The sequence below is a fragment of the Microvirga sp. Mcv34 genome, assembly GCF_024519725.1.
Taxonomy (GTDB): Bacteria; Pseudomonadota; Alphaproteobacteria; order Rhizobiales; family Beijerinckiaceae; genus Microvirga.
The window spans coordinates 1-357 of sequence record NZ_JALJRK010000295.1 but is presented as its reverse complement, the minus strand read 5'-3'; the positions used below and the strand labels follow the sequence as shown (position 1 = coordinate 357).

1 protein-coding gene is annotated in these 357 nt (G+C 66.1%); it reads right to left on the bottom strand.

Annotated elements, in window-relative coordinates:
• Positions 1–357 (bottom strand): Mu transposase domain-containing protein (locus tag OC446_RS30680; protein WP_410055180.1); only part of this gene is annotated, 357 nt, incomplete at both ends.

Below are 357 nucleotides of genomic sequence, written 5' to 3'. Positions count from 1 at the left end.
CCTCGAGGGTGCGCTGCGTCAGGCGCACGTCGACCTGCTCGCCGATGAGGCCGAAAGGCACGGAGTAGAAGAAGCCTTCCACCTCGATGTGATAGTCGAGCCCGACGCGGGCGAACTGCCATTGCGCGAATACGTAGTCTTCCGCCGGCAGGGCCGCGAGGGTGGGTCTCTCCACCGTCTCGAAGAGCTCGCGCCGGCTGATGCCGAGGCGGCGCAGGGGTGCGTCGTTCATGCGCTCCACCGCTTGTGCGATGGCGGCATTGGCCTCGGCGAGCGAGAAGAAGGTGCGGTTGCGCAGACGGCCGAGAATGTAGAACTGGGCAAAGCGCACGCCCACCTCCACCTTGCTCTTGTCCC